The organism is Pareuzebyella sediminis (assembly GCF_008367235.1).
GTDB lineage: Bacteria > Bacteroidota > Bacteroidia > Flavobacteriales > Flavobacteriaceae > Pareuzebyella > Pareuzebyella sediminis.
In genome coordinates this window covers 883,030-905,327 of sequence record NZ_VTZS01000001.1, presented here as the reverse complement: position 1 = coordinate 905,327, position 22,298 = coordinate 883,030, and the positions used below count along the sequence as shown (strand labels likewise).

Here is a 22,298-nt window from a genome sequence, read left to right as displayed (position 1 = left end):
ATTAGTACGTGTTACCATTTTTCCATATCTGTGTTGCTTTATGGAGATTTGATAGGTCCCTTAAAGGATTTTCATCGAGCACTATAAAGGTGGCCTTTGCTCCGACTTTCAACTCGCCCACGGGTATTCCAAACGCCTTTGCTGCGTTCCCCGTAGCGGCCTTTAGAATTTCGACATTTGAAAGTCCGGCCATTTGGTATAGTTCAAGCTCTAAAAAATAATCTTCGGCAAAGTTCATTTGACCTTCCTGCGCATCAGTACCTGCAACCAGCAGAATGCCGTTTTCGTGATATTCCTTGATAATCTCCGCTCTTTGTTCGGCGTTCAATACATTTTCGTTCACCCACTCCGCAACGAAGGGTGGTGCTCCATCCATAGGTTTTAGTGCAATTCCTCCAGTCGTCACAATAAAAGCCCCACTTTTTTTGAGCTCTTTATAATAGTTGTTGGGAACAGGATAATCTTCTTTAAAATCAAGCATATGTACAAAACCGTCAGGCCTGAATTTTGCTATGGAGATCACATCTTCCAGACTCGTGGCATGAACGACCACTTTATAGCCCTTCGAATGAGCGTATTCAATGATTTTCGCGATTTGTTCATAGCGCAACGTTGGGGTAGGGGGGCTGCCCATCCAACCGTGGAGGGTATGTATAATTTTGATGTAATCTGCCCCTTTCGCAATTCGATGATCCACCCAATCTTCGACGGAAACCGAGTCGTTGATGGTTTCCATATTCGGACTGAACTGAGTTGGATGTCCTCCGGGAACGGTAGCGGCGTGACCAGCGCCATAAAGTGTAGCGTACCGCGTTGAATCCATGGATATTTTTTTCCACTCCTTTTCTCTTTCTTCGAGACCGGTATGCATATTGAAAAGCGTCAGTATGCCAAATGGAAAACCTTCCTTAAGTTGATCGATATTCGAAACATGCACATGGGCATTTACCATACCAGGTATAATATATTTTCCTGTGCCGTTGATAAGGGAATCTCCTCGTATTTCTTCAGAAGTAATGGCGGCTATCGTATCGCTGTTTATAGCCAAATTTACCAAGCCTCTTCCTCTATGTCCGTCAAAAAGATCCACATTCCGTATGACGAGATCGTAGTGCGCAGGCCGGGAGCAGGCGCTTGTCATCAAGATTATACAGGCAAATATGATGGCTTTTAGCATGTGATGTCTCTAATTTTACTTATGTTGTTCTTCATAAGAAATCATTTCCAAAACTTTGGTAGAACCGATGGATTTAATGTGGAAAATTTACTAAAATATTTTAATCTAAATTTACTATGTATTCTTGCAACCCGAAGCGTTCTATTAAGGACCAGTGCTGTAGGCCTTATTTCTTTGTAATTCGTACACAAAGCAAGTCATTCCGCCAAATTTTCTTTCTTCTATAAATTCAAAACCAAACCTGCGATAAAATCGATGTGCCTTGGTATTCGTTTTTAAGGGGTCGATCAGAATACCACTTACAACTGGATTATCGAAGCACCTTCGAATAGCAAGATACATCATCGCCGTTCCGTACCCCCGATTCAAATTCTTTGTTTCCCCTATCCATATATCAATGGCTCTTTTGTGCTTTTCAACTTCCCCCCAATAATGGGTCTCTTCAAGGTACGGGTCGATTATCTGTAAAAAACCTATAGGTTCTCCCTTATATTCTCCGATAAATTGTTCTCTCCATACCGGATTATAATTCAGTTCTGTTTCCCAATTCCAATCCTCATCCGGATCGCAGTCGATAACATGTTTTTGGGTGTCCCAATACTTGAGAAGATCAAGGTCCTTTATAGTTGCCGGCCTGAGTTGCATCATCTTCTTAAGGTTTGCAAAAAATGTACTTCGGATATACTTCTTCGAATTTTAATGAAATATAGTACATTTTACGAAATGTCGAACTCAAACGCCTCATAGGCGTAAGGCATATCGGAAGGAAAGTTAATGTCAAGGTTACGAAAGGGCGGGGTAGATTATAACTTTTGAAATCGTTGGTTTAAGCCCTATATTTAAAGTATGGGTAAGAAGAAAAGTAAGACTGCGTCTACCGAATATGTGGTAGTTCGAGGTGAAATAAAACCGGGTCATGGTGTGGCGTCTGGAAAAGGCAAAGATGAGAGATATCCACAAGGAACTTTAAAACAGCAGTTTAACCATTTTCTAGAACGAGGTCTTGATTTAAGCACCTATTTCCTGGGTACGATCAATGTAGATATTTCACCTTGCTCGTATGAAATAAAGAAGCCAAAATATTTTTTTAAGAACATACATTGGTCGGATTATATTCCTCCAGAGAATTTTTATTTTTTTGACGCATCTCTTTATTACAAACAAAAAACCTACAAGGGACTGGTTTATATGCCTGATCCCGCAACTAAAGAAGATCATATTCAAAAACCGACCATCCTCGAACTCATCTTTTCAAAAATAGAGGACTTGGAATATGGTAATACGGTAGATATAGCGCTTAAAAAAGACCAACTTGATATCATCGCCCATGAAAAAATATAGGCGCTACCATTTCGCCTGATCAAGATAGCATTAGCTCATAACACTGCTCTTTCATGAAAAAGGTAAAATTTAAGGGATACCTCTCCTGCATCAGATTGGGTAGAAGAAGATGCCAACGAAATTTCGAATGGCAAATTAATGAGTGTTCTTTCGCCACTCTTCCATATCGAAAGATCAGTGCTTCGGGCGTTACGGCAATTGGCATCGTTAATCTATTTAAAACGACTATGTCTAAGACCATGACTCAGGTAAACCAGTTTAGAATGCCGTCGTATATAAGTGAAATAACAGCAAATATCCATACGACATGACATAGGTGTACTGACGAAATTTTATAGGAACGCAGGCTTTAGGTTGTTTCCTTAGGTTCTGGGAAGGGATATTTTTTCAGTCCCGGAGTTTTTGCTCTTTCATCCATACGGGAGTAGTTTCCGAGTTGTGGTTTCTGCCAATAATGTCTTTGTACAGCTCAGGCCTTCTTGCATTTTTGTATCTCCAACCACCAGATTTTTCAATCTTTTCTTTTGTAATCTTCGAGAACGCAATTTCATTTTCGAATGACCGCACCTCGGCCAAAACTTCACCATATGGGTCGATAATCATTGAATTTCCATTTTTTAAATGTTCCCCGTCATAGCCTATGGGATTTGTAAAAGCATAGTACACCCCATTATCATAAGCTCTTGCAGGCAACCAGCGCATGAGCCACCGTCTGCCTTTTGGCCCATCGAATTCCATCCGTAGCGAGACTGGGTCATTTTCCCTGTTTCGCCAAAATTTGTCGTCTACATAACCTCTACACGGCATCGCAGATGGGGTACAACCGGTGACATGAGGGGCAAAAATCAACTCTGCTCCCAATAAGCTTGTTGCCCGAACATTTTCTACGATATTATTGTCGTAACAAATTAAAATTCCACATTTCCAACCGAATAGCTCGAAGATACAATATTCGTCACCAGCAGATAGATACCTGCTTATAAAAGGGTGTAGTTTTCTGTATTTTGCGACCATTCCATCCCCGGTGACACAAATGTAGGTATTGTATATTTTACCTTGCGATTTCTCGATTAAACCTGCCAGAATCGGCATGTTCAATTCCTTCGACATCGCTATCAATTGTTGTGTGCTTTTACCGTTTGGCACTTCCTCCGCCAATTCCGTTAGCTCTTGTTGGCTTAAATGCCGTGTAAAGGTATATGCGGTGATCGACATCTCGTGAAAACTGACTACATCGGCTCCTTTTGATTTTGCTTTTTCCGCGAGCTGTCGGATCATAGTAAGATTATAGGTTTTATCCCCGTCCTTAGGTTGAAATTGGGCTACTGCTACTTTCATATCGGGCTGGGAGTTGTTTTTTTTTCGTTGTCGGTCATGGGAGTTGCTTTAGGATTATATTCAATATTAGATATTTTTAGTTTAAGCCAGGTCCAAGTACTATCTGCTAATTTCCAATCTGCTTGTAACCCCACGGGAATTTTTATACCACTCCTTTCTTCGGTTTTGATGGCGGTAACGGTCCATTCTTTAGGAATTGTATCGTTCGCTTCTTTGTACCGCATGGCTACGAACTTCTTAAAATATCCGGTTTTATCAAAATGGAACTCACCACTACCTTGTGTTCCGTTGTAGGACATAGTGGCTTCAGCGGTGGTGTCGTTAATTGGCTTCCATTTGATATAAGGACTTAAGACGGCAGAAGGAAACCAAACGGTTTCGGCCAAATAGCGCTGTAATGTGGCTTGATTTACGTTTACGTTATCCTTTACACATGCCATAGAAAGAAAGGATAACATCTTGATCGTCATTTCCCCTTGACCGTTTTCAAATTTGTCCCTACCGACCACTTTTAGCCATGGATTCATCTTTAAATCTACAGACCAAATGAATGCTGGCGGCTCTACAGTGAAATACTGTTTGGCCTTAGCTTTGCTCCACTCTTTTTGACCTGGGCGCATCAACATTTGTAGGTCCTGTTCCAAATACACATGGTGAACCATTTCTTTGCCTATGACATTGGTATAGTTCAACCATTTCTGAACTATGGGTGGCAGGTTTGAAATCATAGGGCTTGTGAGTATCTTTTTCCCCGACGACCTTGAATTCATGAAGACCCCTATTGTTTCAGCTCTCACTGTGCTCTGGAATCTGAAGGTCGAATAAGCCAGTAGTATCGAAACGAGAATAATTATATTTAATAGTGTTCCAAACTTCGCATCGCTCCAATAGATGGTTACCAAAATTTGGGAAACTATGACTCCGGAAATTCCTACGATTCGCCAATATGAGGACTGTTTCGATAAAAGAATGGCGGTAAAAGCCAATAACAAAAAGACGGAAAGCCACAATAAACCGAACGGTTTAGAAATTGGTCGGGAAATGCCGCTAAAATCGGATAGACCAAATGCTTTCAGAAACCCGAACAAATGGATAATACCATGTATCGCGATAACAAGTATTAGAACTATTCGCATGATTTCTTGATTTTTTAGTTCGGGGTATGCGCGAATACGACGATCGACTAAAATACACTTGCTTTTCAAAAACAAGATACTGAATTAATGTCAAAATCAGGATAGCCTAAAGTCCAACTCTTTGGATTTGTTGCCGTGCACTAGAATTCGGGATGACATCACCATAAATAGCCCAAGGATACCCTCTTTAAAGGTTTACAATTGGGCAAAGGGTAGGTCGGGCTTTTTAATGTCGTCCCCAGATACAGTTGTTTAATTGCAACTAATCATCCCACGATCTGTTTCTCAAAAGCTATATAGTGTGTTGTCTTTTCACTGTATAGAGGAATGATTTTAACCTCACATCTGTAGGTGGTCTTGTCTTTTTTATAATTGACGATAACTTCCTTAAAAGGCTTGTTTTTAAGAATTTTTTCCTTGATCCTAGCCTTAGTACTAGGAGATGTTTCTTTTCCTTGTAAGAAATGGGGTGTTTTGGCCATTGCAAATCTTTTTGAGTAGCCAGTCATTTCGGAAAAACCTTCATTTACCCATATGATTTTCCGATCAACGTCCGTAATTATCAGAGCCTCATACTCATTTTCAGAAAAAGCTGCTCTTACATCGTTCTGCCAACCGAATTTTTCGGCAAATGCGATTACCTGCTTCATTTCTGTTAATTTTTTGGCTTCAATCAATCGATGATGATAATTTTCAATAAATATGTCCCAACACAACAAGGGCATCGGACTCTGATTTGAAGGTGGGGTTTTACCCATTTTATCTTTATTTGCTTCCTTTCTCTGATCGGATAGGTAAATATCCAAACACATCATATCGGCATTATTGTTTTTCATATGTTGTTTCTTAAACTAGCTTGGCCACCGTTCGCCATCCATTAATTTTACGTGTTGTACTAATTGATTTGTTCTCAAATATAGCGTAAAATCTGGCATTGATTTTTTATGGGGTATTGTGGCATCAACACTATGGACTATATAAGGGTGCTTGAAACTCGTTATTTCTATTTGAAATATTTTAATATTTCATCTGCAATCAGCTTATGTCCTCTTTTATTCGGATGGTTTACTTGAGACATATAATCCACGATACGATCACCTGCGCTAATTCTCTCTTTAAATAAATTATAACTATCTATTAACCCAATTGCATTTTCTTCCGCTAATTTTCTAACCTGATTCCTATGCTGTTCCAAGATGTTATTCGCTTCAAGAATATTAATTCTTTGGTCGGGCGAAGGGGTCATCAATATGACCTTAATATCGTTTTTCAATGCTTTATGTATCATTTTATTCCACGCCTTATATGAATTTTCTAATCCAACACTTCTATCATTCAAAGAATAATCAATAAAAAGTAGGTCTGGTTGGTGTACTAAAACATCCGACACAAACCTTTTTTCTCCTTCTACGGAGTTTTCCCCTCCAATCGCTGTATTTATCACATTGAGAACTGCATAAGGGTATATTTCTTTCAATTCTTTCAGCAATTGATAGGGATACGAATCTAATGTATTTACAACGGGTGTTTTAAAATAACCGGCGGGAACTGAGTGTCCATGAAATACAATGTTTATAGTTCGATTGTTAGGCCATTCTTTTTTAAGTTCAGTTTTTATATTGTTTAGATAACTTGATTCATCAGCAATTCCGGCTTTTGTTTTTGTATTGAATGAAATCAAAAGTAGGGGCCATACTAGGTAGAATATCCTTTTCATTGTTATTGTTTTCATAGGTCATAATGGCTAGATGACGGTTCAAGTGCAAGTTTCCGACCATCTTGAGATTCTTTCGAAACTAAAGTCAGCCATCGATTACCACCGCCTAATGGGAGGGCGTTCTTTTTTATGAATTCTAATTTTTCGTATAAAATTTTAAAGTGGGCCATAGGGCTGGCACCGGAATGTTACTTATTGTGATTTTCATTTTTATGTTTTTAGTATTGTCATAAACAATGGAGTGTTATCATTTCGGATATCATGCCCATGGTCTAAGATAACAATTTCAAAGAGTTTGCAAATAATATAGGCTTAGAACGCTTTGGCAACATTGGGAAAACGAAAAGCTAAAATTTTTCGAACACCCCTAGACCAAAAAGGGCAAAGTCATATTTGACCGGATCGAGGGGGTCGAGCTTTCTGAGGTTGCGATCCAGCTCGATGAGCGCTTTGGCATCGTTTTGCTTGCGGCGTAGCAGTCGAAGTTTTCGGGCGACGTTTCCTGAATGTACATCTAGGGGGCATGAGAGCTGACTCGGCGAAATACCTTTCCAAAGGCCGAAATCGACCTGTTTGGCATTATCCCGTACCATCCAGCGTAAGAACATATTGATGCGCTTGGCCGCTGATCCCCGTAAAGGGTCGCTTACATGCTTTGTGGTTCGTAGGGGATGGGGTAAAGAGAAGAACACCTCTTTAAAATGGGCGATCCTGGGCTGCATCGAGCCATTTTTTTCGTCAGTGGTGAAAAGAGTTTCTAAACCTTCAAGGTTTTTGTAAATATGCTGTAGGCTCTTTAGAAAAAACATTAAATCTTCGCCGTTAAAAGTACGGTGCACGAAGGGTAAAAGTCTTTTGCGGTCCTTTTCTTGGTGGTTGCGTACAAAGTCATGGGGAGCACCGTCCAACAATTCCATCATACGCGTGGCGTTATTGATGATGCTTTTGCGATTGCCCCAGGCAATGGTCGCCGTAAGAAAGGCGCTGATTTCAATATCTTCCTTTTTTGCAAAACGATGCGGAATTTGTAAGGGGTCACTTTCCAAAAACCGCGGATGTTCATACTGTCTGACTTTGGCATCTAAAAATTCGGAAAGTTCTTTTTGGTTCATGGAACAGGAATTTCTAAAAGATGTAAAATTAGCATGGGTGTCACCAGCACAAAATTGTAAACGGCATGGAAAGCCATGGCCCAAGGCAACCCGAAGCGTACCCTAACGAACCCTAAAAAAACACCGATACTCATTTGCGGCAGTACTAAAAGCGGGGCGAGAGCTAAGGTAGTGGCTGTAAGTTCAAAATTGGTAATATGGTAAAACCCGAAAATTAAGGTCAAACTATAAAATGCATAGTTAAAATATTGGGAGTTTCGGAAAAAATAAAGCGGTCCGCGAAACAAAAGCTCTTCAAAAAATGGCGCTAATATCACTGCAGCCAACAGTAACGTTAGGGCAGAATATTCCGCCATAAAATCGTCAAGGGCATGCTTGCCTAAATCAAGATGAAAGGCCGTTTTCAAACCTCCAATGAGCATCCCCAGAAAAATGCTAATGGTCAGGGCGGACATCAACAAGCGGGACAGTATGATTAATCGATACTTAAGATCGGTGTTCGTATCCTCTTGATAAACTGGATTTTTAGCAAAGTTAAGAATGGTGTTCCATTCCATATTCATACCGCGTTTTCTTTGAGCGATTGGGGTCAAACCACCAATTCTTTGTTGACGATAAGACCGTCGACCATAGTAAGTTTTCGATCGGCCATATCGGCCAATTGGCCGTTATGGGTAACGATAACGAACGTCTGACCGAATTCGTCTCGTAGGTCGAAAAATAGTCGATGCAACCTATCCGCGCTTTCGGAATCGAGATTTCCGCTAGGCTCATCGGCAAATATCACAGAAGGCTCGTTCACAAGCGACCGGGCTACGGCAACACGTTGCTGCTCCCCGCCAGAAAGTTCGCTTGGCTTATGGTGGTAGCGTTTTGAAAGTCCTAAAAAATCAAGCAGTTCCTTAGCGCGCTTTTCGGCTTTAGGTTTAGGAGTCTTTTTTATAAAGGCAGGTATGCAAACATTTTCCAGGGCGCTAAATTCCGGAAGTAGCTGATGAAACTGAAAAATAAACCCGATGTGTTCATTGCGAAATTGAGCGAGATGCTTGTCAGAAAGTCGGGTCACCGCGACATCATTGATCAGCAATTCACTATCATTGGGGTTCGATTGGGTGTCTAAGGTGCCTAATATCTGTAGGAGTGTCGTCTTACCGGCTCCTGAAGCTCCTACAATAGAGACTATTTCACCTTTTTTGATATGTAGGTCTACACCTTTTAGTACCTGTAGTTCCCCATAAAATTTTTGAATGTTAGATGCCTTGATCATTAGAGTTGTTTTGAATAGGCAGCAAGGCCACCTTTGAAAGGGCAAAAGTAAGGAAAATAGAAGTTTACCGTACTAAGCCCCATTCGGGAAGCTAACACTAAAAAATATATCTTCGATAATTCGATTTTAAATGCCTATTTTTGTTTAATCATTAGCCATTAAAAATAAACAAAACCTGAATTATATGTCGCCCTATAAAACTTTTGAAGAATACAATCTAGAAGTAACGACCGAGGTAAAGGAGTCCTATTCAAAAATAATCACAGAACTTGGGGAAGATGTATCCCGAGAAGGACTCTTAAAAACACCGGAAAGGGCCGCGAAAGCCATGCTTTTCTTGACCCAAGGATATAAGCAAGATGCTGTGGAGATTATTGAGAGTGCTATGTTCAGTGAAGCTTACGACGATATGGTGATTATAAAGGATATCGAACTGTATTCGCTTTGTGAGCATCATATGCTTCCTTTTTTCGGAAAAGCCCATGTCGCTTATATACCCGATGGTCAGATTGTGGGGCTTAGCAAAATACCCCGTGTGGTCGATGTTTTTGCCCGTCGGCTTCAGGTACAAGAACGATTGACCCACGATATCCTAGAATGTATCAATACTACACTAAAGCCCAAAGGAGTAGCGGTCGTAATAGAGGCGGCGCATATGTGTATGATGATGCGTGGGGTGCAAAAACAGAATTCGGTAACCACTACTTCAGGTTTTCGTGGCCAATTTGAAAAGATTGAGACGCGCAACGAGTTCTTAAAGTTAATCGGTTCCCACTTGTCTTAGAGGAAAAATGCAGGCTCCCACCCACCATTCAGACTGGATTCCTAATTGAAATGGATGACCGCCTGTATCCACGCGACATAAACGGGCGCTTTATTTTGGCATCTTTATTGCTTTATGTAAGGGCGTAAAGTCGAATATTATGTCAACAAAACAGAATAAAAAATATAAAAAATTATGGCTCGGAATACTTTTTGACGCCATAGGTATGCTTTCGTTCGCCATTCCCTTTATAGGTGATTTCTCAGATATCATTTGGGCACCGGTCGCGGGCTGGTTGATGACGCGAATGTACAAAGGCAAAATAGGCCAAGGAGCAGCTGTTATAACCTTTATTGAAGAGATTATTCCAGGTCTTGATATTATTCCCACCTTTACGATCATGTGGCTTTATACCTATTATTTTAGAAAATCACCGAAGTCGAAAAGAGTGTTCCTGAAATAAAGTAAAGTATAAATTGTCGATAACAAAGACCTCGTAAACGGACTACCCTTGTCCTTCTATCTATTTCTTATCTGTTAGAACGGCCAACTTATATATGCCTTTGAAGTATAGCGAGTGGCCCATGTCTTAAGGGGTTATTTAATAAAGTTAGGGGAGAAGAATCGGTATCGATCCTCTAACAAATTATTCCACCCTATGTTTAAGGTATCCGTAAACGACATTTTTCCTACTGCCAAGCTACTTGCTATAGTTTGTGACGCTTTCAAGATCTCTTTAATTTTTTAAGATAATCACATCAAACCTTCCTTATGCCGAATTACTAGCAATTGCACAAGCTTTTGAAGATACCGGAGTTCGGGCTTATAAAGGTCAGGCGGCCAATTTAAAAGAGACCCCGTTTTTGACCCCGGCGTTGCAGATTCATTTTGTAGAGACAAGACATGCTTCTGAAATTAGAAGATTGCGCGGCCTTAAGGGTTGGATTACAGGCATGGAAAGGGGAGCAGGAATGCCAGAAGCTACCCAGGCGGTGTATAACGGTGAAGAGAACATCGTTCAAGGTGGGGTGGATGTTACCACATTGGGTTCCGGTAGCTCTTTCGCTACGGAGGCCTCTACAGAAGCTTAGGATGAACCTATAAATGCGGATGCGGCGGTATTGCCATAGCAAGCCTGTTTATTAAATCTTAGTTTTTTTAGGGTTAGCTGAAAGCACCGTGCGTATTGTGCGGTGTTTTTTTATTGCGTTTGCGCCCACCTCCGCAGTATATATTGATAAAATAGTTGGTCTTCGATTTCAAGGCAAATTCAATTATTTCTAACTTTAGCCTTTAAATAGACCACTACACACATGCAACGGAGAAATTTTGTTAAAAAATCGGCTTTGGCATACCTAGCGGGAATACTGGGTGCCGATATTGTATATGGTGCTAAGATGCCGATGGGATACGTGCCCTTGGGCTTACAGGAACCGGATCCCTTTACACTTTTCGATAAATCGAAGGAAATGGTGGTTTTAAACGATCGCCCGTGGAATATGGAGGCACAGGCACACCTGCTGGATGATGCCGTTACCCCGAATCAGTATATGTTCATTCGAAATAACGGGATTATTCCCGAGGATATCGATGTTGATAATTGGACGTTGACCCTTGATGGGGAATCGGTGAAGGAAAGAAAGTCGTATACTATTCAACAATTAAGAACTGAATTCAAGCCCTACACATATCAACTTACCTTGGAGTGCGGGGGAAACGGTAGAAGCGAGTTCGACCCGCCTGCGAAAGGAAACCAGTGGACGATAGGAGCGGTATCATGTGCAAGATGGACCGGCCTGCGGCTGCGAGATTTGCTCGAAGATGTCGGTTTTAATGATGATGCGGTATATATTGGCTACCACGGTGCCGATGTGCATTTGAGCCGAAACCCAGATAAAGAACCGATTTCACGGGGTATGCCTATGGCCAAGGCATTGCAAGATGAAACTTTGTTGGCCTATAATATGAACGGGGAAGATATTCCTTTGGCCCATGGGTTCCCATTGCGATTGGTGGCAGGTGGCTGGCCGGCATCCGTTTCGGGAAAATGGATAAACCGCATCAGTATTCGTAACCAAGTGCACGATGGTGCAAAAATGGAAGGTTCTTCTTATCGCGTTCCCTGTCATTCCGTAGCTCCTGGTGAAAAAGTTGCCGATGAAGATATGTGCATCATCGAATCTATGCCTGTAAAATCGTTAATTACGTATCCGAAATCGGGAGCCATGATTTCCGAAGGTGAAAAAATGAATATTCGGGGACACGCTTGGGCCGGGGAACTTGAAGTGGATAAACTCGACTACTCCATCGACTTTGGGGCGACGTGGAGACCCTGCTCCCTGCAAAAACCAAACAATAGATTGGCATGGCAACAGTTTTCAGCGTCCATTGATTTCCCTAAAAAAGGGTATTATGAAGTTTGGGCACGAGCCACGGATTCCCGAGGAATTGCGCAACCCATGGTACTTCCTGGATGGAACCCTAAAGGGTACTTGAACAACGCATGTCATCGTATTGCCGTAAAAATTGTGTGATGCCCGACCATAAATCGTTCTGGAAGAATTCAAGAAAGGCCTATCGCTTTTTGATCGTACTATGTGGCGTGGCCTTCATTGCGGCCATCCTAGTATTTTATATAAAAGGAGATAAGGTCGATGATAACTATGAGGATGTCGTGGAAAAAGACCCTAATCGAATAGAGAATGGAATTCATGTACGTACCGGACTTATCGATGCCCCGGGCTTGACGGAAACGGTAAACAACTGCACGACATGCCATTCAGCAAAATTGGTGATACAGAACAGAATGAGTAAGGCGCGATGGCAAGCTACCATACGTTGGATGCAAGAGACCCAAAACCTATGGGATTTGGGAGATCAAGAAGATATTATTGTAAATTATCTGGTCACCAACTACCCTCCCCAAAAAAAAGGAAGAAGGCAATCACTTTCCGACGTGGAATGGTATACGCTCAAATGATAGTTTGTAAAAAGAGCGACCAAAGCAAAATAGATCAGTTCTTCTAGTCATCTTTTTCAAACGAAGGTTTCAACAATCAGATTTTTAAACGGGTCTCCATATTTTACCTTATAGTGGAACACTTAAACCAATATTTATATTTCTACCAATATTGGCGATACCATCGCTTTTCAATCGGGAAAGATGTGCAATATAGTATTCGTTCAAAAGGTTATTTCCACTCAACCTCAAATTGACTTCTTGGTCAAAAAGTGAGAGTTGTGCCCCTAAGCCTATACTTAACAAATTATAGCCTTCTGTAGATGTTTCGAAGGCACTTGTTTTATTCTGATCGAAAATGGATTTTAGGGTTAAAAATGCATAGCTACTTCGAATTTTATCGCTACCATGCAAGAATTCGGTACGCAAGGTATTCGTTAGGCTGTTGGCCGGAATAAGGGGTAGGAAATCACCATCTTCTAATTTTCCGGTGACTGTTTCAAAACTACTTTCCAAGTGTAACCAATCCAAAGGATGTGGATGTATGTGTACTCCAATTTCACCGCCGTAAAGTTTGGCATTTTGCTGTTGGTATAAAAAAACAGGGCTATTATCAATGGTTTCCCCATTGGGGTCAAGAAAGATATAGTCACTAACGCCATTGTAAAATCCGTTCACGTACCATTCCAAATGTCGATTTTTATATTCTAATGCGAGATCTGCCTGAATATTTTTTTCGTTGGTTAAATTCGCATTGCCTATTTCATAGCGATTGGTACCTTCATGAACCCCATTCGATCTAAGTTCGGCTAGGTTCGGGGCCCTAAAACCGGAGGCAAGGTTTAAACGCCCAGTGAGTTTTTGAAGAAACTCCCATTTATAACCAATAGCTGCATTGAAACTATTAAAATTTTGGTTTAAGGCGGCCATATAGCCCTCTTCGTTGAGGGTGCCCATCATCTGGCTATCGATAGCACGATGATCGAAGCGTACCCCTAGCTGTAAATCACTATTATTTGAGAAGTGGAGGTGAGACGTACCCAAAATTCCGAAATCATTGGTCGTCGCATCGGGAATCAATGTTTCCTCACCAAAATTACGATTGTTCTGGTGCATACCTTGAATTCCCAGAATGGTCTCCCAATTGGCCCATTTGGGCAAATGGTAAAGTATATTGTAGCTTAAGGTTGACAAATTCATATCAAGTGCAGCTCCCCCTTCGTTTTCTTCAAACTCTTTGCGAGTATTGAAAGTATATCCAAGTGTCGCGTCCACGCTTGATTTTTCAAAAAAGAGGCTCGTTTTGGAACTCAATATATGATTGTTTATTTGTTGATATGGAGATACAGGCGTTCGTTCTGTGGTCTGTTCTCCAATTTCTTCCGGGAGCCCTAATAGTAAATTGTTATAGTTGTACCGGAGTTCGGTCTTTATATTCGTGCCTTGATATCCGATACCTGTTTTTAGGTCATATTCCCTAAATCGGGAGTTTGTAACCTTTTGAGAGGTTTGTTCGTTATTTTTACCAGTTTGATAATCGGCATGGCTTGCTATGCTTCCACGTATCAGGTACCGCATCCTGTCTCCTGAGGCTTTGATGCCGGCATTGGCACCTAGACCATCGGTGTTGGAAAAATAATTCAGGTTGACGTCACTTTCAGTTTGACCTTCAAGGGCAAATTTTTCGGGATTGAGATAGAGTACACCTCCTAAGGCATCGGAACCATAGAGCAGGGAAGAGGGGCCTTTGATGACTTCTACGCTTTCGATACCGGCATCACTCACGCCTAGCCCATGCTCGTCTCCAAATTGCTGGTTCTCAAGCCGTACGCCTTGGGTATATACCAACACCCGGTTGGCACTTAGTCCCCTGATTACAGGTTTGCCAATGCCGATTCCAGTCGAAACAGTTTCGACCCCGGGAACATTCGTAATACCGTCAGCTAGGGTTACGGCTCCCTTTGAACGAAGGTCTGCAATGTCCGCACGTTCTACCTTCATGACATTCTCTCGTTGTAATTTATGGAAAGGGGTGGAAACAATGACCTCTTCCATTTCTATGGCACTAGGTGCTAAGGAGATGGTAAGCGTATTGCTTCCCTTGGCTATGTTGACCGTTGTGGAATAGGTCTTAAAACCGATGTATGAGGCGATAATTTTATAACTTCCTGTAGGAAGGTTGGTAATCCTGAACATTCCCTTTTCATCGCTCATGGCACCCTTTTCAAGCTGAGGAAAATAGACATCCACACCAAATAAAGGAGCATTTGTTCCGGTTTCGGATAGGGTGCCCTCCAGGCTATTTTGTGCATAAATAGTACCGCTAAGTACTACTATTAGCACTGTTATAAACTTATGTATCATAATACTATTGATTTAAATTAATACTTAAAAAAAAACTAATAAATCTTTAATATTAAGAAACATAGGGAGGACCCCTTAATTCAAGATGATTTTTTTGGTACTTACTTAAAAAAGAATAAAGGTTGAAGTTGTCCGTTGAAACGGCCGTGGAATAATAAGAGGGTGAATCAGTGAAGAGCATATGAAATTGAGGAAAATGCTGGAACTTGTGAAAATCACAGTCAAACTCGCCTTTATGAATGTGCAGTGAACCTAGGTTTTTACATTCTAGGTGCTGGTGCCCATTGAGCGCGTGTGAGAGTTTTGCCACTGAGGGGGCAAGTATGGCCATAACCAGTAGCAGACAAACCGAGGATACGAAAATACGTTCAAATATTCGCATAGGTCAAAGCTAATCAATTGCATGCGTAGGCTTTTGTTAAGCAAATATTAAAATTGAAAAATTCTATTTGAACAAGAAGCCCAGCCCGAGGCGGTTGAGCATTTTCTTTTCAAAATCCCAAAAGAAGCGGAATTGACCAAAAAGCCAACCAAAAGCCACTAACAAGAATTGATAAAGTGGGAAAATAAGCAGAATTCGAGCCACCCAATAAAGCCAAACCGCTGTTGATTCTTGACCAAGCCCCATATACTCGGTGACAGGCGCAGCCAATTTGGTAGCCGTTGAACCCGTGATGGCAAATACAATAAATATGACAACTAACTGAACGTTGGAATCTATTCCCCAACGCTTTTTTAATTTTTTCATAGGCTATGACATCCGAAACAAAGATAATAAATCAAATTCGGGGAATAAAGGGTCCAAGTCTTTGATTGTACTTGCGTTGAAAGTAAATAAAATAATTGTATAGTTTATAGTTTACTTCATAACCGTAATCTATGTTTGAATCATAATCGATTTGCAAGGGGTAAAGGTCATTCCTATACCGCATTGGTTGCATCACCCGTTGATTGTAATTAACTACGAAAATTTGATTTCTGGTCTCAAGGAAGGATTGGGAGTAATACCCTTCTGGTCGTGCGATACTTTGGAGCCAAAAATTGAAACCAGGCTCTATAATAATAATTTCATACTCGGTACTGTCATTGGCGATTTTCACCGTGTCCCCTTCCTTTTGGCTAAAAGCCATCTTTTCATCCTGTGATATGTTAAGCGTGTCTTTGGAGCCGGAGCAACTGCCCAATACGAGGAATCCAAAAAGGATCAAGCCAACAGATAATATTCCTATTCTTTTCATAACTGTTCTTTAGATATAAACTTTGCAAAATCCGTACCACTTTAAGATACAAAAAAAGCCATTTGAATGAACAAATGACTTCTATTAGCATTGTGGTTGACAGGGGTTATCTTCCGAATAGACCACCTAAGAGGCCTCCGATACCGCCTTTTTTGCCTCCAAGTGCAATGGATGCGACATCATCCAAAACACTTCCATCTCCGTCCGAATCCAAAAACGATTCAATTAAGGACTGTTGTTTTTGAGCCGTTTTTCCGCCTCCCATCAAATTCCCTAAAAGGTTATCTATACCATTGGAATCGGTTACATTTTGCTGACGGGTCTGTTTGCCAAGATACCCCAAAAGAATCGGGGCTGCCACCTTTAAGATTGTAGCTATGGCATCAGTATCCATCCCGGATTTCGCACTTAGCGCGTTTTCTACCTGGGTTTGTTTACCGCCCAATACATGCCCGAGTATTCCCGCACCATCATTCATGACAGACTGGTCTACCCCTCCTCCAAAAAGGCCTCCAAGATTGTCCAATATACTTCCATCGTGCTTGTTCGAAAGTGCATTCATCAGCCCTTGCGCCCCTTCTGGCGAGGCGGCGTTTTTTTTCATGGCGCCCATAAGAACAGGGAGTGCCATACTGAGTACGCTTCCCGTCTGATCGGTAGAATGGCCTGTTTGGTTGGCAACCCCACTAATCAATTGTTTACCCATTGGGCTACTTAATAAGTCTAATAATCCTGACATTGTTCTGTGTTTATAGTTAGGACTACAATGTACAAAAAAGATTATCCAAAATTCCTGTAAATACAATGAAATCATTCTATTACACGTGGTAATCGAACAAAACTCCTTCTTTTTGATCGGAGTAAAAAGGCTTACTTAAGTAGTTTTCAATTTTTTTTAAGGAGTTCGGTAATCTGTGTTGCCAGCTCGATACCGATTCTGTCTTGGGCCTCACCTGTCGCTGCCCCTATATGGGGTGTCAAAGAAATATTCGGATGCATAAGTATTCTAATCTCCGGGTTGGGTTCAGATTCGAAAACATCGAGACCAGCGAAAGATACCTTGCCCTTCTCTAGGGCATCGATCAGGGCGACCTCGTCGAGTACCCCTCCTCGGGCTGCATTAACGATACCTATACCTTCTTTCATCAGCCCGAATTCTTTTTTACCGATCACGTACTCCTTTTGTGCGGGTACATGTAATGTGATGAAATCCGAATCTTTCAACACTTGTTCTTTTGAGCGGGATTCCAAATCGAAAGCGATCTGTTGCCCGTCAAAAAAGGATAGGGTTACGGACGTTTTTTCCATAAAAGGATCAAAATAGATGACTTTCATTCCAACACCTAGGGCAACTTTTGCCGTCGCTTGACCAATTCGACCGAAACCGATGATTCCCAAGGTCTTGCCGCGAAGTTCCGTACCGCTACCGTAGGATTTTTTGAGTTGCTTGAACCTACTGTCCCCTTCAAGGGGCATATTACGGTTCGCATCGTATAAATAGCGAACTCCTCCGAACAAATGAGCAAAAACGAGTTCTGCTACAGATTCCGATGAAGCGGCGGGGGTATTGATGACATGTAAGCCTTTCTCTTTCGCATAGGCGACATCTATATTATCCATTCCAACACCCCCACGACCAATAAGGCGTAGGGAAGGGCAATTGTCGATAAGATTTTTGCGCACTTCGGTCGCGCTTCGAACAAGTAAGGCGGCCACCTCGTTTTCATTGATGTAATTTTGTAATTGCTCCTGTGCAACTTTTACAGTTAGTACCTCGAAACCTTCTTTTTCGAGTGCATCTATTCCTGTTCGGGCTATGCCATCATTCGCAAGTATCTTCATGAGTCATTAATTTGTGAAGGGGAGTTCCTGATAACAATTGCAGAAACGCCCGGTTATCATCTATGCCTTTCTTTCCAGTTCGCTCATAACCTCAACAAGAACGCCTACACTTTCCAGAGATAAGGCGTTGTACATTGACGCACGATAGCCGCCAACGGAACGGTGACCATTGAGTCCATTGATGCCGGCTTCTTTCCACATGGAATCAAAGCTCTCTTTGAGTTTTTCATCCGTGAGGTTGAATGTTGCGTTCATGGTTGAGCGATCTTCATTTTTGGCAAAACCTTCAAAAAGTGGATTAAGGTCGACCTCGGAGTAGAGCAATTGTGCCTTTTTTTCATTGATTTCTTCTATGGCCGCAATACCTCCTAAGTTTTTAAGCCACTCAAGGGTCAACATCGAAGTGTACACTGCGAACACTGGTGGGGTGTTGAACATACTTTCCTTGGCAATATGAACTTTATAATCAAGCATGGAAGGAATCTGGCGCGATACTTTGCCCAAGACATCTTCCTTTACGACCACGAGAGTGGTTCCGGCAGGCCCCATATTTTTCTGTGCACCGGCATAGATGATGTCAAACTGGCTAAAATCAAGCTGCCTTGAGAAAATGTCTGAACTCATATCACACACCAAGGGTGCATCGGTTTTCGGGAACTTTTTTATTTGGGTGCCGAAAATGGTGTTGTTAGAGGTTAGGTGTAAATAATCTAGGCCTTCGGGTATCGTGTACCCTTTAGGGATATAGTTATAATTCTCATCTTTAGAAGAGCCAACTTCGACAATTTCACCGAACATATTTGCTTCTTTAATAGCTTTGGCGCTCCAGGTACCTGTGTTAAGATAACCTGCCTTGGTTTCCAGTAAATTGTAAGCGACCATAAGAAATTCTAGGCTTGCGCCTCCCTGTAAAAACAGTGCCTGGTATCCTTTATCTTTCAAGCCCAAAAGTTCGAGGACCAAGTTTCTGGCCGTATCCATAATTTCAACAAAATCTTTGCTGCGATGGGATATTTCGATAAGGGAAAGACCGGAGTTGTTAAGGTCCATAACAGCTCCAGAGGCTTTTAATAATACTTCTTGGGGCAATACACAGGGGCCTGCGCTAAAATTATGTTTTTTCATGAGTGCTGAGTTAAGTCAGATTGCGTTCTAAGTTTAAGACGTTAAAGGTCATGAATTTCAAGTGAATTCAAGTCATGTAAATTCAAAAATTATGTTAGGTTTTTAACAGGAAATCAACAGTATCGACACCATCGGCGTAATCGTACAAACTAGGTCTCTGTGTGCTCCCAAAGGGTATTTGACCGGCCACTGTATCTTTGCCCACGATACACTGTAAAAGGTCCCTGTCTTTCGTTAAGCGCTCACTTAGCGCTGAAAGATCGTCATACCTTTCATAAAAGAGAGTGGCTATCGGGGAAGAATAACCTGTATCTTCCTTTAAGATCAAAAAACCATTATCGAGAAGCTTAAAGTTTGACATGAGGTAAACGGCCTTGTTGTAATCATAGTTGTTGGCGTACTTATGTTGGTGTATGATATCGCTATAGATGTAAATTGCTTTAAAAAAGGGGGCGAAATCATAGTTTTTGGGCACAAAGATTTTAGATACATTACGACAGCCCAGCCCGTAGTAAAGAAAAATGTCTCGGCCCAAAGCTTCCAGATCGTCAGGGGATTCTTGTCCGGTTAGTACCGCGATTGAATTTCGATTTTTCCTTATGATATGAGGGCTTTTTCTAAAATAGTATTCAAAATACCGAGCGGTGTTGTCACTACCAGTAGCAATTACGACATCGAAATCTTTCAATTTGTCGTCGGAGAATATAATCCTATCTTTAAGTAGTGGTTCTAGATGTATTAGATAATCCCTTATAAAAGAAATAAGTATGGTGTCATTCGATGAAAGTTTGACCAAGGCTTTGTTTCCGGTGATCAAGACCGATATGAAATCGTGAAAACCTACAAGTGGAATGTTTCCGGCCATAATGATGGCCACGGTTTTAGGGCGATTTTTAGTAGGGTCATAGTAGCTTAGCCATTTTGAAAGTTCTTTATGGGTCAACAATTCTGCCCAACTGGAAAGGGCGTGAATAACATGTTCTCGGGTAAACCAACCATTTTCTTGCTTCGCCAAGGCGATGGCTTCCTCCAATTTTTGATGCCATGCGTTTTGGTCAGAACCATTGAGAAATCCACTAATAAAGTCACCCAATTTTATGAAGGCAATAAATATTTTACGATGGTCGTTCATATAATTTGTGATAAAACAGTTTAGACTGTACCTTTGCACTAATTTGGTTGCAAAAGTAAGTATCCTGTAACTAAAAATTGCTAAGATAGCGGTTCTGATGAGTAGAATCGGAAAATTAGGAACCACCCTTTGTAAGGGTTTTTATATTAAATAAATAGTATGGCTATAATAATTACAGATGAATGTATTAATTGTGGGGCTTGTGAGCCCGAATGTCCGAATACCGCAATTTATGAGGGTGCCGATGAATGGCGATATGCTGATGGTACGTCTCTAACGGGGGATGTGGTATTGACCGATGGGAAGGCTGTAAATGCTGACGAGGCCCAAGAACCAATTAGTGACGAAGTGTATTATATCGCCCCGGATAAATGCACCGAATGTATGGGCTTTCATGAAGAGCCCCAGTGCGCGGCTGTTTGTCCGGTCGATTGTTGCGTGCCTGATGAAGACCATGTAGAATCGGAAGAGACCTTATTGGCCAAACAGGCCTTTATGCACCCTGAAGGATAGTATCGGCTTTCTTAAGATTAAAGTAATAAAAGACCCAGGCTTAGCTTGGGTTTTTTGTTTGTGGCTTTTAGCTTTTATTTGTGTCTTTAAAACCTATCTTTGCAGCCGAATTCAAGAAGCGGGAACTAACCCATTAAAGTATACTATGAAAGCAGGTATCGTCGGATTGCCCAACGTTGGCAAATCTACTCTTTTCAATTGTCTATCCAATGCAAAAGCACAAAGTGCCAATTTTCCTTTTTGTACCATCGAACCCAATATAGGCGTGGTCAATGTTCCCGACCCCAGATTGGAAAAATTGGAGGCACTGGTGCAACCAGAGCGCGTAGTTCCCGCTACGGTTGAAATCGTTGATATTGCAGGTCTTGTAAAGGGTGCGAGCAAAGGGGAAGGTCTGGGCAACCAATTTTTGGGTAATATTCGGGAAACAGATGCGATTTTGCATGTTTTGCGATGCTTTGATAATGATAATGTGGTGCATGTCGATGGATCCGTCGATCCTCTGAGAGACAAAGAAACCATTGACATGGAGCTTCAATTGAAGGATTTGGAGACTGTTGAAAAGAAGCTTGACAAAGTCAAGCGGGCGGCAAAGACCGGAAATAAGGAAGCTCAGAAAGAAGAGGCTGTGCTTCTCAAACTGAAAGGGGGGCTTGAGTCTGGCCATTCCGTTAGGGCTATTGAAGTCGAAACTGATATGCGCAACGAATTTGTGACAACCCTACAACTGATTACCGATAAGCCCGTGATGTATGTATGTAATGTAGATGAGGCTTCAGCGGTATCGGGTAATGAATATGTGGAAAGAATAAAGAAAGCGGTCAGTGGTGAAGGGGCCGAGGTGGTTGTGTTGGCCGTAGGAACAGAGGCCGATATTACCGAATTGGAGACCTATGAAGAACGTCAGATGTTCTTAGAGGACTTAGGGTTGACAGAACCAGGTTCCGCGAAATTGATACGTGGAGCATATAAACTATTAAAACTGGAGACCTATTTTACGGCTGGTGTAAAAGAGGTCAGGGCCTGGACTATTCCGGTAGGTGCCACAGCTCCTCAGGCTGCCGGGGTTATTCACACCGATTTTGAAAAAGGTTTTATTCGTGCCGAAGTAATTTCTTATAACGATTATGTGGCATTTGGCAGCGAAGCCAAAGTAAAGGAAGCGGGTAAAATGCGTGTAGAAGGCAAAGATTATGTGGTAAAAGACGGCGATGTCATGCATTTTCGATTTAACGTCTAAAGAGATTCCTAGTTCGTTTGCTGTAATCAAGATT

25 protein-coding genes are annotated in these 22,298 nt (G+C 41.6%); 9 read left to right on the top strand and 16 right to left on the bottom strand.

Going from position 1 to position 22,298, the window contains the following annotated elements; genetic code table 11:
* Position 1: 1 nt before the first annotated feature.
* Both F2B13_RS03750 and F2B13_RS03745 read right to left on the bottom strand, forming a co-directional pair.
* Complete coding sequence (locus F2B13_RS03750) at positions 2-1,177, bottom strand: amidohydrolase family protein (protein WP_149275941.1); 1,176 nt, start codon at positions 1,175-1,177, stop codon at positions 2-4.
* A gap of 144 nt (positions 1,178-1,321) precedes the next feature.
* Positions 1,322-1,825, bottom strand: a complete 504-nt coding sequence (locus F2B13_RS03745) for a GNAT family N-acetyltransferase (RefSeq protein WP_149275940.1) — start codon at positions 1,823-1,825, stop codon at positions 1,322-1,324.
* Between the two features lie 198 nt (positions 1,826-2,023).
* On the opposite strand from F2B13_RS03745, the gene F2B13_RS03740 reads away from it, so the two are divergent.
* Both F2B13_RS03740 and F2B13_RS03735 read left to right on the top strand, forming a co-directional pair.
* Positions 2,024-2,518, top strand: a complete 495-nt coding sequence (locus tag F2B13_RS03740) for a hypothetical protein (RefSeq protein WP_149275939.1) — start codon at positions 2,024-2,026, stop codon at positions 2,516-2,518.
* Between the two features lie 53 nt (positions 2,519-2,571).
* The gene (locus tag F2B13_RS03735) at positions 2,572-2,829 is read left to right on the top strand and encodes a hypothetical protein (protein WP_149275938.1); all 258 of its coding nucleotides are present in this window, start codon (positions 2,572-2,574) and stop codon (positions 2,827-2,829) included.
* A 76-nt stretch (positions 2,830-2,905) separates the two neighbouring features.
* Here F2B13_RS03735 and F2B13_RS03730 read toward each other — a convergent pair whose 3' ends face one another.
* The 7 genes from F2B13_RS03730 to F2B13_RS03700 form a co-directional block, all read right to left on the bottom strand.
* A complete protein-coding gene (locus F2B13_RS03730; RefSeq protein WP_149275937.1) occupies positions 2,906-3,856 on the bottom strand; it encodes a nitrilase family protein in 951 nt (316 codons plus the stop codon).
* Positions 3,853-4,992, bottom strand: coding sequence for a DUF6920 family protein (locus tag F2B13_RS03725; RefSeq protein ID WP_149303277.1), 1,140 nt, complete (start codon positions 4,990-4,992; stop codon positions 3,853-3,855). The genes F2B13_RS03730 and F2B13_RS03725 overlap by 4 nt, the downstream gene beginning before the upstream one ends.
* A gap of 266 nt (positions 4,993-5,258) precedes the next feature.
* Positions 5,259-5,828 (bottom strand): PAS domain-containing protein, encoded by a 570-nt coding sequence (locus F2B13_RS03720; protein WP_149275935.1) that lies wholly within the window; start codon positions 5,826-5,828, stop codon positions 5,259-5,261.
* A 167-nt stretch (positions 5,829-5,995) separates the two neighbouring features.
* Complete coding sequence (locus F2B13_RS03715; RefSeq protein WP_149275934.1) at positions 5,996-6,709, bottom strand: SGNH/GDSL hydrolase family protein; 714 nt, start codon at positions 6,707-6,709, stop codon at positions 5,996-5,998.
* Between the two features lie 347 nt (positions 6,710-7,056).
* A complete protein-coding gene (locus tag F2B13_RS03710; RefSeq protein WP_149275933.1) occupies positions 7,057-7,821 on the bottom strand; it encodes a TIGR02757 family protein in 765 nt (254 codons plus the stop codon).
* A complete protein-coding gene (locus F2B13_RS03705; RefSeq protein ID WP_198439804.1) occupies positions 7,818-8,378 on the bottom strand; it encodes a CPBP family intramembrane glutamic endopeptidase in 561 nt (186 codons plus the stop codon). Before F2B13_RS03705 ends, F2B13_RS03710 begins: the two co-directional genes overlap by 4 nt.
* A 32-nt stretch (positions 8,379-8,410) precedes the next feature.
* Positions 8,411-9,088: an ABC transporter ATP-binding protein gene (locus tag F2B13_RS03700; RefSeq protein ID WP_149275931.1), complete on the bottom strand. Its 678-nt coding sequence runs from the start codon at positions 9,086-9,088 to the stop codon at positions 8,411-8,413.
* A 184-nt stretch (positions 9,089-9,272) separates the two neighbouring features.
* Here F2B13_RS03700 and folE point away from each other — a divergent pair, with 184 nt between their 5' ends.
* The 5 genes from folE (at position 9,273) to F2B13_RS03675 (ending at position 12,831) form a co-directional block, all read left to right on the top strand.
* A complete protein-coding gene (gene folE, locus F2B13_RS03695) occupies positions 9,273-9,872 on the top strand; it encodes a GTP cyclohydrolase I FolE (protein ID WP_149275930.1) in 600 nt (199 codons plus the stop codon).
* A 139-nt stretch (positions 9,873-10,011) separates the two neighbouring features.
* Positions 10,012-10,314 carry a hypothetical protein gene (locus tag F2B13_RS03690; protein ID WP_149275929.1) on the top strand — a complete coding sequence of 101 codons (303 nt, stop codon included), beginning with the start codon at positions 10,012-10,014 and terminating at the stop codon, positions 10,312-10,314.
* A gap of 286 nt (positions 10,315-10,600) precedes the next feature.
* Positions 10,601-10,942 (top strand): ferritin-like domain-containing protein, encoded by a 342-nt coding sequence (locus tag F2B13_RS03685; protein ID WP_317131637.1) that lies wholly within the window; start codon positions 10,601-10,603, stop codon positions 10,940-10,942.
* A gap of 222 nt (positions 10,943-11,164) precedes the next feature.
* Positions 11,165-12,385 carry a sulfite oxidase gene (locus tag F2B13_RS03680; protein ID WP_149303275.1) on the top strand — a complete coding sequence of 407 codons (1,221 nt, stop codon included), beginning with the start codon at positions 11,165-11,167 and terminating at the stop codon, positions 12,383-12,385.
* On the top strand, positions 12,385-12,831 hold the full coding sequence (locus F2B13_RS03675) for a monoheme cytochrome C (protein WP_149275927.1): 447 nt from the start codon (positions 12,385-12,387) through the stop codon (positions 12,829-12,831). Before F2B13_RS03680 ends, F2B13_RS03675 begins: the two co-directional genes overlap by 1 nt.
* A gap of 108 nt (positions 12,832-12,939) precedes the next feature.
* Here the strand turns inward: F2B13_RS03675 and F2B13_RS03670 are convergent, their stop codons facing one another.
* The 7 genes from F2B13_RS03670 to F2B13_RS03640 all read right to left on the bottom strand — a co-directional run bounded on the left by F2B13_RS03670 (position 12,940) and on the right by F2B13_RS03640 (position 20,511).
* Entirely contained in the window at positions 12,940-15,174 is a 2,235-nt protein-coding gene (locus F2B13_RS03670; RefSeq protein WP_149303273.1) for a TonB-dependent receptor, read from the bottom strand.
* Positions 15,175-15,619: 445 nt separating this feature from the next.
* The gene (locus F2B13_RS03665) at positions 15,620-15,922 is read right to left on the bottom strand and encodes a DUF6787 family protein (RefSeq protein ID WP_149275925.1); all 303 of its coding nucleotides are present in this window, start codon (positions 15,920-15,922) and stop codon (positions 15,620-15,622) included.
* A 31-nt stretch (positions 15,923-15,953) separates the two neighbouring features.
* A complete protein-coding gene (locus tag F2B13_RS03660) occupies positions 15,954-16,412 on the bottom strand; it encodes a DUF6146 family protein (protein ID WP_149303271.1) in 459 nt (152 codons plus the stop codon).
* A 106-nt stretch (positions 16,413-16,518) separates the two neighbouring features.
* Positions 16,519-17,151, bottom strand: coding sequence for a DUF937 domain-containing protein (locus F2B13_RS03655; protein ID WP_149303269.1), 633 nt, complete (start codon positions 17,149-17,151; stop codon positions 16,519-16,521).
* 146 nt (positions 17,152-17,297) lie between these two features.
* On the bottom strand, positions 17,298-18,254 hold the full coding sequence (locus F2B13_RS03650; RefSeq protein ID WP_149303267.1) for a D-2-hydroxyacid dehydrogenase: 957 nt from the start codon (positions 18,252-18,254) through the stop codon (positions 17,298-17,300).
* 60 nt (positions 18,255-18,314) lie between these two features.
* Entirely contained in the window at positions 18,315-19,379 is a 1,065-nt protein-coding gene (gene serC, locus F2B13_RS03645) for a 3-phosphoserine/phosphohydroxythreonine transaminase (RefSeq protein ID WP_149303265.1), read from the bottom strand.
* A gap of 94 nt (positions 19,380-19,473) precedes the next feature.
* Entirely contained in the window at positions 19,474-20,511 is a 1,038-nt protein-coding gene (locus tag F2B13_RS03640; protein ID WP_149303264.1) for an acyl-CoA reductase, read from the bottom strand.
* A 159-nt stretch (positions 20,512-20,670) separates the two neighbouring features.
* Here F2B13_RS03640 and F2B13_RS03635 point away from each other — a divergent pair, with 159 nt between their 5' ends.
* Together F2B13_RS03635 and ychF are read left to right on the top strand one after the other, a co-directional pair.
* Positions 20,671-21,024, top strand: a complete 354-nt coding sequence (locus F2B13_RS03635) for a 4Fe-4S dicluster domain-containing protein (protein ID WP_149275919.1) — start codon at positions 20,671-20,673, stop codon at positions 21,022-21,024.
* Positions 21,025-21,169: 145 nt separating this feature from the next.
* On the top strand, positions 21,170-22,264 hold the full coding sequence (ychF, locus tag F2B13_RS03630; RefSeq protein WP_149303262.1) for a redox-regulated ATPase YchF: 1,095 nt from the start codon (positions 21,170-21,172) through the stop codon (positions 22,262-22,264).
* Positions 22,265-22,298: the final 34 nt, after the last annotated feature.